We start from the raw sequence: 16,994 nt of genomic DNA, 5'->3' as shown, positions 1-16,994 counted from the left end.
TTTTAGAAATATCCGGTTAGTAACATATCATCGCCGACTTGCTTCCAGGAGACATCCTTAAGTTCGGCAATTTCTTTCATTTTATTGATACCAATGTTAATCAGTGATCGCGTTCCGGCTCCTAACAGCTTTGGTGCTACAAATAGTTCGAGCTTATCAACGAGTCCCTGCCGTATCAGGGCTGAGGAAAGTTGCTGGCCGCCCTCCACTAAAACCGAAGAAATTCCCTTTTCTCCAAGCAGCTTAAAAGACTGACGCAGATCTACGTGGCCATCCACTTTGGAAACCTGCAACACTTCACCCCGAAAATAGTTTTGCTGCATCACTTTGAGCATAGGGTCGGCATCGGTTGCAGAAGCTTCCTTGTTCCAGGTGATGATTGTAGTCTTTTCCTCAAATTTATCCGAGAAAAGATTCAATTCTTTGGGAAGTTCATAAGGCCCGTCAATAACAATACGTTTAGGTTGCCGGCCGGTAACGTGACGCACCGTGAGGCTGGGGTTGTCGACCATCGCTGTAGTCCTTCCCACCAATACAGCATCATATTCTGAACGCCATTTATGAACCAGTTTTCGGGACTGGTCTCCGGTAATCCATTGCGACTCCCCATCGGCAGCGGCAAGGTATCCATCAGCTGTTTGTGCTATTTTCAGGGTAATAAAAGGCCGGCCAAAAGACTGATGGTGGATAAAAAACTCATTGAGCTTTTCAGCTTCTTTTTTAAGCACACCGACCTCTACTTCAATTCCATTATTTCGAAGGTGCAAAATTCCTTTTCCGTCCACATCCGGATTCGGATCCTTCATGGCAATTACCACTTTTTTGATGGGAAGTTTAGCCAGCATTGGGGCGCAGGGAGGGGTTTTACCCTGGTGCGAACATGGTTCCAGTGTTACATAAACCGTAGCGTCTTTAAAATCTTTTTTGTTTTTGACGGATTCCACAGCATGTACTTCTGCATGAGCCTCACCAAATTTTTTGTGATAGCCCTGCCCAATGGGTTTCCCATCCGACGATACAATTACACACCCCACCAGTGGATTTGGGGCAACGTGTCCTTTAGCCTGTTTGGCTAAATCCAGAGCTTGTTGCATCCAGTATTCATCACTATGTGAGGTCTGTTTGGACATATATAAATGTAAGGGATTTGTATTAACCGAATAGGGTATAAACAAAAAAGGGTGAGAAGAAACTTCTCACCCCAATAGTCAAAATGCTAAAAAAATTACTGTCGAAGTAAGCGATCGCGGTTATCTACGATATCAGCTGAGGCTCTGAGTTGTTCTAACCAAATAGAAGTGAACTCCTGTGTTCTCTGTTGCTCCAAACGCTGGCGAATAGTTTGTCGCTGGTTGGGAGTCAGGTTAGCCAAATCAGCTTCCATTTTGCTTATCAGTTCAACAACGAAAGCAGCGCTATTGCCAGCAATTACACCCGAAGTTTTTCCCTCGTCCAGTGCGAAAACAGCGCCGATTACACGGGGTTCTCTTCCAGCTCCTGGTAAAACGGTTGCACTCGCACGAAGGTTATCTTCGTTTTGAATTTCTTTTTCGGTACTCTCAGCTAAAGCAGCCAGTGTTTGGTGTTGAGCTAAAAGCTCTTCAACTTTTTCCACGGTCAGCTCTTTACGGCGTTCAACTTTAACGAGTGTTTCTACCTGAGATTTAACTTCATCAAACGGTCGGTAACCTTCCGGTGTGATTTCTTCGACTTGCAGAACAACGAAATCTGAGCTTAGTTCAATTACGTTCGAAATGTCGTCTTCGTCAGCAGATTCCAAAAAGTTCATGATTTGTTTACTGCTTCCAAGTCCGGAAATAAAGTCATTTCCTTTAGTAGCAAAAGCTTCTTTTAGATCCAGCCCACGTGTTTCAACTTCTTCGTCGAAAGAGCTTTCTTCTGAAGAAAAGAACTCAAAGTCTGAAGCAGCTTCATTGGCATCATCAATAGTAGATGGCAATGCCTGAATATTGTAACTCATGATCTGGAACTTGATTTCATTACCCTGCTCTGCTGTTTTCTTAATAATAGCAGCTTGGTTTGCAGTCATAAAAACATCGGAGACTTCTCCTACTTCAAGATCAAGAACGGGGCTATATTCTTCCCGGATATCATCTTCAGGAACAAAAGCATTTCTATACGCCGTAGAAGAACCCTGGCGGGTAAGGAAAAGGGAATCATTTTGCGCATTGGCAAAAGGGTCTCTCAATTCACGTATGTCTTCCATAATCTGAGCTGTATCGGCAGCTGTAGGCAGCTTGCTGAAAGTAACATATCGAATACGGTAACTTTCGTCACGGCTATAACGCTCTTTATTGTTGTTGTAATACTCGCGAAGCTCAGCATCAGAAATTTCAAGCTCTTGCTCAGTTACTTCACTGTAAGGGAAGCGAATGTAATTAACATTTGCTGTGCTGTTATTTTTAACAAATTCTCTTTCAACTTCTCCTTCGGTTATCTGAAGTCCGGCAGAAATATAATTATTCAGTTTTTGCTGGCGGCGTTGTTCGCGGAGCTGCATCTCAAGGGCTACTGCCTGCTGAGAAAACTCACTTGAAGATAAAACCTGCTGAACAGCTGCGCGGTCAATAGTCCCGTCTTCCCGGGTAAAATTCTGTCGGATGACGGGTGCGGGATTGTCTCCATAAACCATGTCAAGAACTTCCTGGTCGGAAACAGTGATACCCAATTCATCCATTTTTTGGCGAAGCAACCGGGAGTTTACCAGCTCATTCCAGGCTTGTGTTTCATAAAAAGCGCGCATTTCCGGGGTTAAAGAATTTCCGGTTTGCTGGCTGTAAGCATTTGAATAATACTGGATACGGCTTTGATATTCTTCATTTGAGATCTTATCACCATTCACACTACCTAATGAACTTGGTCCGGCCTGCATGGCTTCAAAAAAGTTTACATCAGATAAAACCCAAAGAAGGCCAAAAGATCCAATCAGCACCCACAAGATGACACCGGTGCTGTTTCTCATTTTTTCCATTACACCCATAAAAGGTTACCTCTAAAAAACATTAATTAAATTGCGATTTGAATACTGCAGGTGTCTTTTTAACCTCTAGCAGTAAGCTTGGAAATATAAGTGAATACCCGAGGAATTGAAAGCAAATTAAACAATAAGGTCGGGGTTAAAATACCTCGATAAGTCTCATGTGCTTCAAATATTTTCCGGGGTCATCATTCATGTTTTTGATCAGCCGGTTTAAATTAAAAGATAAGCTGTCAACATTATTATAAAGCGAGGGGTCATTGATCATTTTACCAAGGGTACCTTCCCCGTTGTTTATCTTTGTTAAGACCTCATTCAGCGTAAGATTGGTTTCATTTAGTCCGGAACTTAACGTTTCAAGCTCAGCGCTGGTTACCTCCAAATTATCAATGAGTGAACTCAGCTTCTCTTTGTTTTCAGAGCTGAGGTCGTCCATGTTTTGCATGGTATTTTTTGCTGATGTGATCATAGCATCCAGGTCGCTTTGTTTTTTCTGGATGAGCTGATTTAATGAACCAGTACTTGATTTCAGGTTTTGAATGATGCCTGATATATTCTCTTTATTCTTCTCGTTCATTGTTTCATTCAGGCTGGTAACCAATCTTTCAACCCCGCGGATGGAGGCAGAGATATCGTTACTAAGCTTTTCTCCTTCTTCAGCAAAAGTATCCATCATCCCTTGCTCAAAAACACCTTCAATAGTTCCCTGATGCGGAACCATCTCGGTAGAGTCAGCTTTTTGAATTTCTATAAACTTCCCTCCAAGTACACCGCTGGATTTGAGCACTGCAATGGAGCCTTTGGGAATCTGATATCCCTCTTCAATATTCATAGTTACCAGGGTAGAGTCGGAAACCAACAATTCCATTTCTTTTACACTTCCAATTTTGAAGCCCTTCACATTAACTACATTGCCGGGGATCAGGCCATAAACCTGATCAAACTTAGTGTAGATAGTGGTTGAAGTACGAAAAAGAGGGATATCCTTCATTATCCGATAGCCAATAAAAGCTACAATGATAGCCACTACTACCGTGAGTCCTATTTTTAGTTCGTTGGACACTTTTGCCAAAACAAATTCTCCTATGCAGTTTTTTTAGTTATTTGATATTCACTTGCTGAAATGAAATCAATCAAATTTTTATTGTCGCTGTGCCTCATGTCTTCTGTTTTACCAAACCAGCTTAGTTTTTGTTCATCTAAGAAGGCAACTTTTTCAGCAACCTCAAGTACGCTGTGCATATCGTGGGTAATTACAATAGAAGTTATCTCAAGGTTATCAGCCATGGTATTAATCAGCTCATTAATCTCCTCAGATGTGCGTGGGTCAAGGCCGGAAGTAGGCTCATCATAGAGTAAGTAATCCGGCTTTAGAATGATGGCGCGAGCCAGGCCCACACGCTTTCTCATTCCTCCGGAAAGCTCGGAAGTTGATTTATCTCCGGCTTGTTCAAGATTTACCATGCCCAGAGCTTCCATTACGTTATGCTCTATCTCCTCTTCCGTTTGCTCTGTAAAATATCGGAGCGGGAAAGCTACATTTTCGAAAGTACTGATAGAATCAAACAAAGCACCTCCCTGAAATAAAATGCCGAACCGCTGCCGAACTTTTCTAAGCTGAGAATAACTGAGCTCAAAAACACATTTACCATCGATTAAAACTTCACCTTCGTCAGGATAAAGCAGAGCGTTGAGATGTTTTAGTAATACTGATTTTCCACAACCGGATTTCCCAATGACAGCCGTAGTTTCTCCGTCCTGGATTTTGAAACTAACATCGCTCCAAACCAGGTTATCGCCAAAACTCTTCGTAAGATTTTTAATCTCAATCATGATCTACAATAATATTGCGGCTAATGCGAAATCGGCTAGCAGCACAAAGATACAACTTAAAACCGTTGCTTGTGTAGTAGCAGTTCCCACGCCTTCTGCTCCACCAAAAGCATTATAACCTTTAAAGCAAGATATAGAGGTAATCACAAATCCGAACACCACAGATTTTATAAACCCAAAAATAATATCTGATTCAAAAAAGAACGCACGCGCACCTTCCATGAATTCCGCGGCAGGCAGTATCCCATCCATAGCTCCGGCTGTTACACCACCAATAATTCCAAAAACAGCTGCGGTGATGTATAGCACAGGAAACATCAGCAATCCAGCCAAAATACGTGGAACCACCAAAAAAGAAACCGAGTTAAAACCCATCGATTCCAGCGCATCAATTTGTTCACTAACGCGCATGGTTCCCAATTCCGTGGATATTCGGGCACCCACCTTTCCTGCTAAAACAAGAGCACTTATTACGGCAGCCAGTTCAATAACAATAGACTGTGCAACAATAGAGCCAATGATAGAGCTGGGATAAATGTCTGTATCGAGTTGATGTGCGGTTTGCAGAGTAAGTACAGCACCGGTAAAAATCCCCACCAGAAAAATAATGGGTATAGACTCATATCCTACCTTCACAAACTCCTGGAAAAGGTTATTGCGATAAGTACTAAACTCGGTAGATGAACGTAATGCCTGGTATAAAAGCTTTGCGTACTGGCCAAATTGTTTTAAGCCAGCCGCACCTGGAAAGTTGGAAATCATTTCTTAATCAATAATCTTGACGTATTGCCGAAGCATTTGATTATATTACAAAAGATTTTTGCCAATTGTGATTTATAAATAGTTAAATAACGTGCGCATATTAATAGCCATGTTGGTGTTTTATGTCGCTGCTCAAAGTACAGCAGCCCAGTCAAATACATCAAGTGTATTTCGTTTTTTGGATGTAACTCCAACTGCCCGAACAGCCGCTCTGGGAGGGAATCATGTAGGACTTTACAATGCGGATTTCAGTCTGATTCATCTTAACCCGGCATATTTAAACAGCAATGCCTCAGGTTCAATATCAGCTTCTTATCTGAACTTTTTTGCCGATGCCAATATGGGTTTTACCAGTGGGGCTTATGAGTTTGAAAAGATTGGGACTTTTGCTGCAGGAATTCGTTTTGTGGGATACGGTGAATTTGACCAGCTGGACGAAAGCGGTAACGACCTGGGGAACTTCAATGCTAACGATATTGCCATTACCGGGGCATACAGCATTCCGGTTGTAAGCAAGGTTACAGCAGGTGCTGCCATCGATTTTATCCACTCTTCCTACGCCTCTTACAAATCGAGTGCAGTGGCTTTTTCCGGAGGCGTTTTTTACCAGGATACCGCTAGTCATTTTAGTGCAGGTTTGTCTATTCGAAACCTCGGTGGTCAAATTACCGCTTACGATGATGACCGGGAGCCGCTTCCCCTGGATGTCTCAATTGGATTTACCAAGAAACCCGAAGCATTTCCCTTTCAGCTTAGTCTTACCCTAACAAAACTCAATGACTGGGATTTGCGGGTATTTGGAGAAACTGATCGCCCTTCCTTTATTGATAATGCGTTTCGGCATGTGATTTTTGGTGGAGAAACTTACTTTGGAGAGAATGTTACGGTGCGTTTAGGCTACGACCATTATTTACATGAGCAAACTCAAACAGGTCAGGATTTTGATTTGGCTGGTGTAGCTTTTGGTGTGGGAATAAACATCAGGTCGATAGTGATTGATTTGAGCCGAAGTTCTTATTCCCGGCTGGGTGGTGTTACAAGATTAAGTTTGAAGACCGACTTAGACTGAAGGTATCATGAAACGGTTCTATTCATACGGTGTCGAGAATCCGGCGTTGGTTCGCATTGGCATTGCTTCGCTTATCATGATTCTGATTTTTGTGATCGGCTCAACCGGATATCATTATTTGGAAGCAATGAGTTGGTTTGATGGATTTTACATGACCTTTATTACTATCTCAACCATTGGCTTCACAGAAATCAAGAATTTATCGGTTGATGGCAGAGTATTTACTGTTGTAATTTTTGTGATGGGCATTGGTGTTATTTCTTACATTGCATCACAAACAACACAGCTGCTTTTTGAAAGTGAGTTGTTCTTTAAACGGGCAATGAAAAAACAATTACAGAAAATGGATAATCACTACATTATTTGCGGATATGGAAGAATTGGTCATCGCATTGCTGAAGATTTAAGTGAAGCAGACCTGCCGCTGGTAATTGTTGAGAACCGTAACTCAAGTATCGAGAGAATCAAGCGCGACCGATTAGCCTATGTAGAGGGCGATGCTCAGGACGAAGAATCGTTATTGGAAGCAGGTATTATGAAAGCAAAAGGATTGATCTGTACCCTATCCAGTGATCAGGATAATGTATTTACTACTCTTTTAGCCAGAGAGCTTCGCCCCGATATTTTTATTCTGGTTCGAACCAATGAAAAGAAAAACCGCCGAAAAATATTACGAGCCGGAGCTGACAAAGTAATATCTCCATATGATATTGGTGCCGACCGGATGGCAAATGTTATACTCCGACCCAATGTAGATCAATTTATAGACCGGATGACGCGCGGAGATCTTCAGGATCATACTTTTGAGGAAGTACTCATTGGAGAAGACTCAGACCTTGCAGGAAAAACATTGGTAGAAGTCAACGTTCGTAATAAATACTCTGTTTTAATCGTGGCTATTTTAACGGACGATGGAAACATGAATTTTAATCCCGAAAGTAACTCTGTTATCCATTCGGGCGATTCTATGATTATCTTAGGCGACCCTGGTAAAATTCAGAAATTCAGAACCGAAGTATGTAAAGACTTTCGCACGCTTTCGGAACGAGCAGAACAAATTCAATAGATATAAATAAAGGAATGATAAGATATATAACAGCCGGTGAATCACATGGGCCATCATTAACGGGAATTGTGGAAGGAGTTCCGGCAGGATTACCTCTAACCGAAGACGAGATTGCTACTCATTTGGTGCGTCGGCAGCAGGGGTATGGACGTGGTGGACGTATGGCTTTTGAAAAAGACTTCGCTACCATTAGCTCAGGGCTCAGGTTTGGCAAAACGATGGGCGGGCCAATTGCAATGAGCATGCCTAACCGGGCTTTTGAGAAAGACGACGCGGGCTGGCCTACGGTGATGAATAAAAAAGAAGAAGCGGAGGGGATCGAAAAAATAACTCTTCCCCGTCCCGGCCATGCTGATTTGGTGGGTGCCCAGAAGTATAATTTTGATGATATCCGGCCGGTAATTGAGCGTTCAAGTGCTCGTGAAACAGCAATGCGTGTGGCTTGCTGCAGTATTGCCCGGCAGTTTTTAAAACACTTTGGAATAGAAATTGGCGGACACGTGCTTCGAATTGGTTCCGTTGGTTTCAATGGATGGGATGAGGTTAGATCAATCGCAGATCCGCTGGCAGAAAAAGGAGCCGAAGCCATATATAAAGCCGCAGATGAGTCGGATGTTCGCTGTTTGGATGAAGAGTTATCTGAACGAATGAGAGAAGAGATTAAAGTTCGCCGGAAAGAAGGCTCATCTCTGGGCGGGATTTATGAGATTGTAATTACCGGTCTTCCGGTTGGTTTGGGAAGCTATGTACATTGGGATAGAAAACTGGATGGGCAACTTGCTCAGGTAATTATGGCAACACAAGCGATGAAAGGCGTGGAAATCGGGCTTGGCTTTGAAGCCGGTCACCGGCCCGGCCATGAGGTTCATGATGAGATCGCATATGAAAAGGGTTCTTTCAAACGCCGAACCAATCGCATGGGGGGCATCGAAGGCGGAATGAGTACCGGAATGCCCATTATTCTTCGAGGAATTATGAAGCCTATTCCAACGATGCTAAATCCGCTCAGCACGGTAGATATGAAGACCAAAGAAGAAACAGAGACTCGTTACGAACGGTCGGATGTTTGTGCTCTCCCAAGGGCAGTAGTGGTAGCAGAGAGTGTAGTAGCTCCCGTTATTGCGAATGCATTTCTGGATAAATTTGGTGGTGATTCTATAGCAGAAATTGAAGCGAATTTTAAAAACGCAACGCAATGAGCTCCCGAATTTCAACGTTAGCGAAAAAGGTGAAAGAAAATCCCGATGATTCTTTCTATAAATTTACGCTGGCGCTGGAAATGCTGAAAATAGATGAAACCTCAAAAGCGAGGGTGATATTTGAGGCCATTCGAAACAATGACCCTGACTATGTGGGTGTATATTATCATCTGGCAAAACTTTACAAGGAGTTGGGAGAGAACAAAAAAGCCCTTGAGACCTATAAAGAGGGAATCAAAGTAGCAGAACTCCAGAATGATAATCACACAAAATCAGAGTTATCTGCTGCATTGTTGAATCTTGAAATTGAATTAGAAGATCAGTTATGAAAAATAAGTCGCGCTTTCTGAAAATAATTTCCGCCCTTTTTGTTTTTATGGTTATTACCAGTGCAGGATTGCTGGCCCAGGAAAGAGCAACATATCAGGTTAAGCAGGGGGATACGTTGTATGGAATCTCGAAAAAGCTGAATGTAACAATCGCTGAACTCAAACAATGGAATGAGTTGGCAGGAAATGAAATCAAGCTTGGCCAGGAGTTAGTCTACTTCATTCCGCAACAAGAAGATTCTCAAACCACTCCCCCAACGGAAGATGAAAACTCTAATCCGCTGGTAAATCAATCCTCAGACACACAAAATGTATTCTATATCGTAAAGAGTGGAGATACACTTTATCAAATTGCCAGAGACCACAATATGACGGTTGATCAGCTTAGAGAGCTGAATAATATCTCAGGCTCAAATCTGAGTATTGGTCAGCGACTGGCTGTGAAAAAGAAAGTTAGTGCGGCACCTTCGGTGTCAAAATTTTCAGAAGAATCTTCTCCACAAGGGGTTTTTTCGATTTATGAAGTTCAGCAGGGAGAGGATTTATCAGGTCTGCTTTTAAAGTTTAAGATGACGGAAAAAGAATTTCAATCACTGAATCCGGAGCTTCAACCAAACTTGCTGGCACAAGGGCAGGAAGTAACGGTGTTGCTTCCACCATCCCGGAAGTATGAGAACCCGTATCTGCAAAAGGCAAATCTGCAGGATCTTGGAGAGGTTAATGTTATGAGGTATGATGAGTCTGAAGTGGGTGAGACTACAACTAACGGAGAACTTTATGATCCGGAATCATTGACTGCTGCTCACTCCAATATTGCTTTGGGGAGTATCATTTTCGTTGAAAACACTCAAACCGGGAATGGAGTATATGTAAGGGTAAACGACCGTATAACCGGTTCAGGGTTGAAACTTTCAGGGAATGCATTTAGTACACTCAGGCTCGGACAGTCAACCCAGCCTGTTGTAACTATTTATACAGAAATGAATGAATAACCCGGTTAAATCATATCTCGACAATACCAATACCTTACTCTACAGTTTTCTGGTAAGTTTACCTCTGTTTCTTCTCTATGAACTTTTGATTGTTATTTCACAGCCTACAGGTGATTCTATAGTCCGTATTAGTGTGGATGTATGGATCAAGAGTTTGTTTGCGTATCTGGGGGTAAATGCGGTCTCTTTTTCATTGTTGGTTGTTGTGCTAATTGGACTTTTTATTGTGTATAAAGAGCGGGATCGACTCAAAACACTTCGCTTTTCTTATTTTCCCGTTCTGATTCTTGAGTCTACATTGTATGCCATAGTTGTAGCTTTTATAAGTCAGTCTTTGGTTTCTCTGGTGTTGAACATTGCAGCCTCTGATCCGATCAATAGCTTATCTCTAACGCAAATAATAGCCCTTTCTCTGGGAGCCGGTTTGTACGAAGAATTGTTCTTTAGGGTGATTCTTGTCACACTGTTCATACTCCTTTTTACAAAACTTTTAGGGAAAAAGTGGGCGGGTGTAACTGCCGCTGTTGTTTTATCAGCGCTGTTATTCTCTGCGGTACATTATGTTGGCTCGATGGGCGATGCGTTTACATTGGGGTCTTTTTTATATCGCTTTTTATTTGGTTTAATACTTAATGGAATTTATGTTTGGAGAGGATTTGGTGTCGCGGCTTGGACTCACGCTATTTATGACGTCATGGTAATAGCTTTTTTGTCGTAAATAAGTTATTGATTAATGAGTCTATCAATACAATCTATTTAACATTAAAACATTCTTTGGGTAGTATTGTAGATCCGATGAGGATAAAGAAGCGTAGTAGTAATAATAAAATAAACGCGCGGATAGTTATTGAAGTAATAAGGGATGGATAAATGTCTCAGTTAACGAGAGATGAAAAGCAGAAGCAGAAGGATTTCGATGAAGAGATTATACCTCACATGGATGCGTTGTATAATTTTGCCCTTCGATTGACTACTGACCCCAACGATGCAGAAGATCTCGTTCAGGATACTATTGTCAAAGCCTATCGTTTTTTTAGTAGTTATGAGAAAGGGACCAATGCAAAAGCATGGATGTTCCGTATTTTAAAGAACTCCTTTATCAATAATTACCGGAAAACCTCAAAAAAGCCTTCTCAGGTAGATTATGATGAGGTCTCATCCTATTACGAATCAATTAGAGCAGAACGTACGGAAACATCGGATTTAGAAAATCTGATGTTTCGGGAAATGATGGATGATGATCTGTCTAATGCACTAACGAGGTTACCGGAAGACTTCAGAACGGTTGTGTTGCTTTGTGATGTCGATGGCTATACTTATGAAGAGATTGCCAACATGCTGGATGTTCCCATAGGCACCATTCGCTCAAGGTTACATCGTGGCCGGAATTTGTTAAAAACAGAACTACTCGAATACGCAAAAAAGCGTGGTTATACGGGCGATTGATCCAGCAGAGGATAAGCTTCATCCTCGTTTTTCTGAATATTTAGTGTTACCCGCATTGTGGTGCCTTCGTTCAATTCTGACCGCAACACAAACACGCTTCCACTATGGTATTCTTCAATGATGCGCTTAGTCAGGCTTAAACCAAGTCCCCAACCCCTTTTCTTGGTGCTGAATCCAGGTTTAAAAATATTCTTTACGTTTTGGATTTCAATGCCACCTCCAGAGTCTTCGATATCAATAATTACTTCTCCTTCCTGAACTTTGGAGGTAATCGAGATATAGGCTTCTTTTTCGATGCCTTTTAAGGAATCCATCGCATTTTTAACGAGATTCTCTATTGCCCACTGAAGCAATTCCGGATTGGTTTTTACCTTTGCAGTGGCGCTTAATTCTTTCCGGACCTCGATAGCTTTACCCAGACGTGGCAGCCGGCGCTCCATATAAACCATCACCTGTTCGAGTATGGGTTGAATATCCATGGTTTTTAGTTCGGGCTCAGAACCTATTTTCCCAAAGCGCTCGGCCACTCCCCGAAGTCGCTGAATATCTTTTTCAATTTCGTTGGCAATATTAGTTGCGGTTTCTTCATACCGGTATTCATCTTTCAACAGCTGAAGCCATCCATATAAGCTGGAGATAGGTGTCCCCAGTTGGTGAGCGGCTTCCTTGGCCATTCCCACCCATAAATTTGATTGTTCCGAACGCGTGATACTTCGGTACGTTGTATATCCTATTCCAAGCAATAACCCAAGCAATAAAATCTGGATGTAAGGAAAATAGCGCAGCATTTGAACCGTTGGGCTTTCCCCATAATACACGAATTGGGTCATTTGCCTTTTCTCATCGCCAATCACAAAGTCGATAGGGCTATTCAGGCTCTTGAACTCACGTACAAGTTCTTCCCGTTTGCTTTCGGATGCCATGGTCAGGGAATCGATATTGCGCTGGTGAAGGATGACATCATGTGAGTCAATTACAATGGTGGGTATTTTAAAGCGGTCTTCAAGAATAATCTCCTCGGTAACGAAGTCAGAAGAATTTCGGGTCGACTCAGCGTCTTCAATCAAGCTAATAACACTGTCGGGTACTTCTTCGATGTTCTCAAGAAGGTTGATAGCTTTGAGTAACATGGTGCTTGCCTGTTCATCTACAGGCTGGCTGTTAAACTCAATAGCCCTGGTCCATAATTCAACACTGGCGCGTTCCTGTTCAAGTATCTTGGTGACCAGATACTGGTTATAAACCACGGATCCCACGCCCAGGAAAATGAGCAGCAGCACAAGTATAAGCTTGATCCTGTTGGAAGGAACGAAAAGTTTCATAAGCGGAGAATAATCCTTTGGCTAAATATAGGAAAGGAGCAGATACAAAAAAGCCTCTCTTAAAAAGAGAGGCTAAATGTTCTAGGCAGATGCTTTTTGCTTCTCATAAACCGGAGGAGCTTGTTTTTCGATGGTCTCCTCAGTGATTACGCATCGCGCTATATTCTTCATTGATGGAAGTGAAAACATAATATCAAGCATAGCTGCTTCCATGATGGAGCGTAGCCCTCGTGCTCCGGTCTTACGGGCTTTTGCTTTTTTAACGATGGCCTTAAGTGCTTCTTCTTCAATTTCCAACTCCACGTCTTCCATGTTAAACAGCTTTTTATACTGCTTGACGAGGGCGTTTTTTGGAGTTTGAAGAATGTCCAGCATAGCATCATCAGAAAGCTCGTGCAATCCGCAAATAACCGGCAACCGACCAATTAATTCAGGTATCAATCCAAAGTGCTGAAGGTCTTCCGGTTCAACATGGGTGAAAATTTCGGGATCTTCCTTGTTGAATTTGACTTGGTCAGAAGAGGCGTTAAAACCCATCACGGTTGTGGAAAGTCTGCGGGAAATAATCTCTTCCAATCCAGAAAAGGCACCACCACAAATGAACAGTATATTTGCTGTATCCAGCTGGATAAAACTCTGTTCGGGATGCTTTCGCCCGCCTTTTGGCGGGATGTTAGCAACTGTTCCCTCTAAAATCTTCAATAAAGCCTGCTGAACGCCCTCTCCGCTTACGTCTCGTGTGATGGAGGGGTTATCACTCTTACGGGCTACCTTATCCACTTCATCGATATATACGATGCCTCGTTTAGCACGTTCCACATCGTAGTCGGCAGCCTGAAGCAGGTTACTTAAAATACTTTCAACATCTTCACCAACATAACCAGCTTCCGTAAGTACGGTAGCGTCGGCGATAGTAAAAGGAACATCAATTATTCGTGCTAATGTACGGGCTAAAAGTGTTTTACCACTTCCGGTTGGCCCAAGCAACATGATGTTGGATTTTTCAATCTGGGTGTCATCGATTTCGGCTGTTTCTGCAGAAATGCGTTTATAGTGATTATAAACGGCTACAGAAAGCGTCTTTTTAGCAAGCTCCTGACCGATCACATAATCATCCAGCTTGTTTTTAATTTCGACAGGCTTAAGCATCGGCTTGTAGCTTTTTTCCCGTCGTCGGGCTAAAGAGGCTAAATCACTTTGGATGATGCTGGATGCGTCTTCTACGCACCGGTCACAAATATAAACCCCGGGACCGGCTACCATACTGTTCACTTCCAGGCTCGAACGGCTGCAAAATGAGCAGTGTACAATGTCACTATTTTTATCTTTGTCGCTCATAACAAGCTAAATTTAATGAAAATACCGCTTATTTGGAATCTGTAGACTTGGTCAGCACAGTATCGACCAGTCCATAGTCTTTTGCTTCCTGAGCTGTCATCCATTTGTTACGATCAGAATCTTCCATCACTTCTTCAACAGATTTACCGCTGTGGTCGGCAAGAATTTGGCTCAGTTCTTTTTTAACACGGATAATCTCTTTGGCTTCAATCTCAATATCACTGGCTTGTCCACGAGTTCCGCCTAAAGGCTGGTGAATCATTACTCGTGAATGAGGCAGGCAACTTCTTTTCCCCGCTGTTCCAGCTGTTAACAATACAGCACCCATACTTGCAGCCATTCCCATACAGGTAGTGGCAACATCACATTTAATATGCTGGATGGTATCATAAATAGCCAAGCCAGCAGAAACGACTCCACCCGGACTGTTGATGTAGAAATTAATGTCTTTTTCAGGATCTTCTGATTCTAAAAACAACAGCTGAGCCATGATTGAGCTGGCAACGGCGTCGTTAACCGGAGAACCCAGAATTACAATCCGGTCTTTAAGCAGACGTGAGTAAATATCATAAGCACGTTCGCCCCGGCTAGTGGTTTCCACAACCATAGGAACCAGGTTGTTCTGCACGGGTTGAACAGAGTTTAAATTTGGGTCTTCAAATAAAGGTTGATCAGTAATCATAATGTCCTGGATGATCGGTTATTTTTTCTTCTTCTTGTCGTCTTTCTTTTCCTGCAATTCTCGGTACTTCTCTTTACCAATTTCTTTGATCTTCACCTTGTCTTGCAATATATCGAACACTTTCTCTTCGCGGATGCTGCTGCGAAGTTGCTCAAGCATTTGAGGCTGCTGTGCATAATATTGCTTCAGCTGATCTACAGGCATGCCGTACTGTGCTGCCTGACCTGCAAGATGCTCGTCGATATCTTCGGGTTTTATTTCGATATCTTCAAATGTTTCTTGCAATTTTTGGCTGATAAATGACCACTTGGCTTCACGCACGGCACGGTCTTTCATTCCAGCCTTATACTGTTCAGCGTCAAAGTGTTCCGGGAGCTCTCCTCCTTGTTGCTGCTTCAACTGGTCTACGTAAGAACCCTGAACCTGAGCAACGAATGTTTCCGGTACTTCAAAGTCATGTGCTTCAACAAGAGCATCGGCTACATCATTCTTGAACAAGTCATCAGATGTTTGATCGTAATACTGCTGCATGCGGCTCTTGATGTAGCTTTTAAACTCATCCAGGTTTTCCGCCTCGCCATTACTTTGATCTTTGATAATGTCGTCGGAAAGTTCAGCTTTATGCATTTTCTGAACTTTCTTAATGGTGATTTCAAGCTCATCTTCATGATCACCGTGCGGGATCGTCATTTCAACAACGTCTCCGGCCTTTTTGCCTTTCAGGGCTTCAAGAAATTCGGATGCATCATCTTTTCTGAGGTCAATGCGCTGATCCTTGTCTTCGTCTCCGTGGTTTTTTGAAACTACATCTACTAATACCTGAGTTTCTTCCGAAGCTGGCTCGTCAATTTCTTCCCAATTACCTTCCCGCTCCAGGGTTCTCTCTACTTCTTCCTCAACCTCTTCGTCGGTTACATCGTGAACCATTTTGTTCACTTCAATCTTGGACAGGTCAGCTATTTCGATTTCTGGCTTTGAGCCGATTTTGAACTTCACTTCCAGCTCATCATTCTCCCAGGTAAAGTCAACCATTTCGGTTTCACCTACCGGCTCGTATTCAGGCACTACTTCTTTCTCAAATACCTTTTGAATGATATTGCTGATCTCTTCTTGTTCGATCTCTTTTCCAAACCGTTTTTTAACAAGTCCCATTGGAACTTTCCCCGGCCGGAATCCAGGCAGCTGAATCTGATCTTTATATTTTTTGTATGCTTTGTCGAAATCTTCCTGAAGATCTTCTCTTTTTGCTTTCAGGGTAACTTCTTTGTCTACAGATGTGAGCTCTTCAACAGAAATGTCCACGTGTTCTCCGCTTTAATTACTAGTATTCAATAAATGAACAGGATTACAATTTTGATTAGGAAGGAAGTACGAGAGGGGGGACTCGAACCCCCACATCGGTTAAAATACTAGATCCTAAATCTAGCGCGTCTACCAATTCCGCCACTCTCGCAAAATTCAGAGCTTGCAAAGATAAGGGTTTCAATTTCTGAATTCAACTTTTTACCTATATAAAGTACTCACAAAAAAGACTTCTTAAGGTTTTACAAACTCAGGTAAAAAAGCATTGGAATTTGGAAACTGAAATACTGAATTTTGGATCACTATGTATAAAAATCTCCGCCTCCTCTACATCACTACTTCGGATAAAGACGAAGCCCAAAAAATTGGTCGCGCCCTGGTTGAAGAGAATCTTGCTGCGTGTGCCAATATCATCGATGGCATGAATTCTATTTATAAGTGGAAAGGAGAAATAAAGGAAGAAGACGAATGTGTTTTGATTGTTAAAACACATTACTCCAGAGTAAAAAAGGTAACCCGCCGTGTAAATGAAATGCATAGTTATGAAGTACCCTGTGTCATTTCATTTACTATTACAGAAGATGAAGGGAACCCGGAATACCTGGAATGGCTGGAGCAAACTTCAAAGCAGCCTTTCGAGCTTTAAATACTTCCCA

The 16,994-nt window shown here is 42.4% G+C and carries 17 protein-coding genes and 1 tRNA gene; 8 read left to right on the top strand and 10 right to left on the bottom strand.

What is annotated here, in order from left to right; genetic code table 11:
* Positions 1-2: 2 nt before the first annotated feature.
* The 5 genes from ribD to RIB15_RS05460 all read right to left on the bottom strand — a co-directional run bounded on the left by ribD (position 3) and on the right by RIB15_RS05460 (position 5,593).
* Positions 3-1,130, bottom strand: a complete 1,128-nt coding sequence (ribD, locus tag RIB15_RS05480) for a bifunctional diaminohydroxyphosphoribosylaminopyrimidine deaminase/5-amino-6-(5-phosphoribosylamino)uracil reductase RibD (protein ID WP_350201144.1) — start codon at positions 1,128-1,130, stop codon at positions 3-5.
* A gap of 95 nt (positions 1,131-1,225) precedes the next feature.
* Complete coding sequence (locus RIB15_RS05475) at positions 1,226-2,992, bottom strand: SurA N-terminal domain-containing protein (RefSeq protein WP_350201143.1); 1,767 nt, start codon at positions 2,990-2,992, stop codon at positions 1,226-1,228.
* Positions 2,993-3,137: 145 nt separating this feature from the next.
* Entirely contained in the window at positions 3,138-4,061 is a 924-nt protein-coding gene (locus tag RIB15_RS05470) for an MlaD family protein (protein ID WP_350201450.1), read from the bottom strand.
* Between the two features lie 20 nt (positions 4,062-4,081).
* Positions 4,082-4,831: an ABC transporter ATP-binding protein gene (locus RIB15_RS05465; RefSeq protein ID WP_350201142.1), complete on the bottom strand. Its 750-nt coding sequence runs from the start codon at positions 4,829-4,831 to the stop codon at positions 4,082-4,084.
* Positions 4,832-4,834: 3 nt separating this feature from the next.
* Positions 4,835-5,593 carry an MlaE family ABC transporter permease gene (locus RIB15_RS05460; protein WP_350201141.1) on the bottom strand — a complete coding sequence of 253 codons (759 nt, stop codon included), beginning with the start codon at positions 5,591-5,593 and terminating at the stop codon, positions 4,835-4,837.
* A gap of 91 nt (positions 5,594-5,684) precedes the next feature.
* Between RIB15_RS05460 and porQ the strand changes: the two genes are divergently transcribed.
* The 7 genes from porQ (at position 5,685) to RIB15_RS05425 (ending at position 11,694) form a co-directional block, all read left to right on the top strand.
* Entirely contained in the window at positions 5,685-6,662 is a 978-nt protein-coding gene (gene porQ / locus RIB15_RS05455; RefSeq protein ID WP_350201140.1) for a type IX secretion system protein PorQ, read from the top strand.
* A 7-nt stretch (positions 6,663-6,669) separates the two neighbouring features.
* On the top strand, positions 6,670-7,728 hold the full coding sequence (locus RIB15_RS05450) for a potassium channel family protein (RefSeq protein WP_350201139.1): 1,059 nt from the start codon (positions 6,670-6,672) through the stop codon (positions 7,726-7,728).
* Positions 7,729-7,742: 14 nt separating this feature from the next.
* Entirely contained in the window at positions 7,743-8,927 is a 1,185-nt protein-coding gene (aroC, locus tag RIB15_RS05445; protein WP_350201138.1) for a chorismate synthase, read from the top strand.
* Positions 8,924-9,256: a tetratricopeptide repeat protein gene (locus RIB15_RS05440; protein ID WP_350201137.1), complete on the top strand. Its 333-nt coding sequence runs from the start codon at positions 8,924-8,926 to the stop codon at positions 9,254-9,256. The genes aroC and RIB15_RS05440 overlap by 4 nt, the downstream gene beginning before the upstream one ends.
* Positions 9,253-10,248 (top strand): LysM peptidoglycan-binding domain-containing protein, encoded by a 996-nt coding sequence (locus tag RIB15_RS05435; protein ID WP_350201136.1) that lies wholly within the window; start codon positions 9,253-9,255, stop codon positions 10,246-10,248. The genes RIB15_RS05440 and RIB15_RS05435 overlap by 4 nt, the downstream gene beginning before the upstream one ends.
* Positions 10,241-10,966, top strand: a complete 726-nt coding sequence (locus tag RIB15_RS05430; protein WP_350201135.1) for a CPBP family intramembrane glutamic endopeptidase — start codon at positions 10,241-10,243, stop codon at positions 10,964-10,966. The genes RIB15_RS05435 and RIB15_RS05430 overlap by 8 nt, the downstream gene beginning before the upstream one ends.
* Positions 10,967-11,118: 152 nt before the next feature.
* The gene (locus RIB15_RS05425) at positions 11,119-11,694 is read left to right on the top strand and encodes a sigma-70 family RNA polymerase sigma factor (protein ID WP_350201134.1); all 576 of its coding nucleotides are present in this window, start codon (positions 11,119-11,121) and stop codon (positions 11,692-11,694) included.
* Here RIB15_RS05425 and RIB15_RS05420 read toward each other — a convergent pair.
* The 5 genes from RIB15_RS05420 to RIB15_RS05400 form a co-directional block, all read right to left on the bottom strand.
* Positions 11,679-13,016, bottom strand: a complete 1,338-nt coding sequence (locus RIB15_RS05420) for an ATP-binding protein (protein WP_350201133.1) — start codon at positions 13,014-13,016, stop codon at positions 11,679-11,681. The genes RIB15_RS05425 and RIB15_RS05420 overlap by 16 nt on opposite strands.
* Positions 13,017-13,097: 81 nt before the next feature.
* On the bottom strand, positions 13,098-14,354 hold the full coding sequence (gene clpX / locus RIB15_RS05415) for an ATP-dependent Clp protease ATP-binding subunit ClpX (protein WP_350201132.1): 1,257 nt from the start codon (positions 14,352-14,354) through the stop codon (positions 13,098-13,100).
* Between the two features lie 28 nt (positions 14,355-14,382).
* Positions 14,383-15,036, bottom strand: a complete 654-nt coding sequence (gene clpP / locus RIB15_RS05410; protein WP_350201131.1) for an ATP-dependent Clp endopeptidase proteolytic subunit ClpP — start codon at positions 15,034-15,036, stop codon at positions 14,383-14,385.
* Positions 15,037-15,054: 18 nt separating this feature from the next.
* Positions 15,055-16,338 carry a trigger factor gene (tig, locus tag RIB15_RS05405; RefSeq protein WP_350201130.1) on the bottom strand — a complete coding sequence of 428 codons (1,284 nt, stop codon included), beginning with the start codon at positions 16,336-16,338 and terminating at the stop codon, positions 15,055-15,057.
* A gap of 67 nt (positions 16,339-16,405) precedes the next feature.
* Positions 16,406-16,489, bottom strand: a tRNA-Leu gene (locus RIB15_RS05400).
* Positions 16,490-16,642: 153 nt separating this feature from the next.
* Here RIB15_RS05400 and cutA point away from each other — a divergent pair.
* Positions 16,643-16,984 (top strand): divalent-cation tolerance protein CutA, encoded by a 342-nt coding sequence (cutA, locus tag RIB15_RS05395; RefSeq protein ID WP_350201129.1) that lies wholly within the window; start codon positions 16,643-16,645, stop codon positions 16,982-16,984.
* The last annotated feature ends 10 nt before the right edge of the window (positions 16,985-16,994 follow it).

This window comes from Gracilimonas sp. (assembly GCF_040218225.1).
Lineage (GTDB): Bacteria > Bacteroidota > Rhodothermia > Balneolales > Balneolaceae > Gracilimonas.
Note: the sequence above shows the minus strand (reverse complement) of the source record. Positions and strands in the feature narration are given on the sequence as shown.